The sequence below is a fragment of the Cupriavidus sp. WS genome (genome assembly GCF_000395345.1).
GTDB lineage: Bacteria > Pseudomonadota > Gammaproteobacteria > Burkholderiales > Burkholderiaceae > Cupriavidus > Cupriavidus basilensis_B.
Window position 1 is genome coordinate 1 of the sequence record NZ_AQPL01000766.1, and the last position, 347, is coordinate 347.

General features: G+C 69.7%; 1 protein-coding gene. It reads right to left on the reverse strand.

Annotation, left to right across the window (positions count from 1 at the left end; all coding sequences use genetic code 11):
• The coding region (locus K206_RS40705; protein ID WP_043368099.1) for an AMP-binding protein at positions 1-347 on the reverse strand (347 nt) is incomplete at both ends.

Consider the following 347-nt stretch of genomic DNA (forward strand, 5'->3'; position numbering starts at 1 on the left):
CGCGCGAGGCCCTCGCCACCGAGATACAACTCCCCGGCCACGCCGGGCGGCACGAGATTGAGCTCGGCATCGAGCAGGTAAGCGCAGCGCGCGCCGACCGGCCGGCCGATCGGCGCATAGGTGCCGGCAAAATCGGCTTCCGGGCTGTCGGCTCGCACCTTCCACACCATCGGCGTGACCACCGTTTCGGTCGGGCCATAACCGTTGATGAAGGTACGCGGCGCCAGCGCGCGGCGCGCCAGTTCGAAGGCCGGGCGCGGCATGGCCTCGCCACCGAAGGAGTAGAGCGAGACCTCGGGCCGCTGCTCGCTTTGCGCGCACCATTCGGCAAGCTGCTTCAGGTAGGC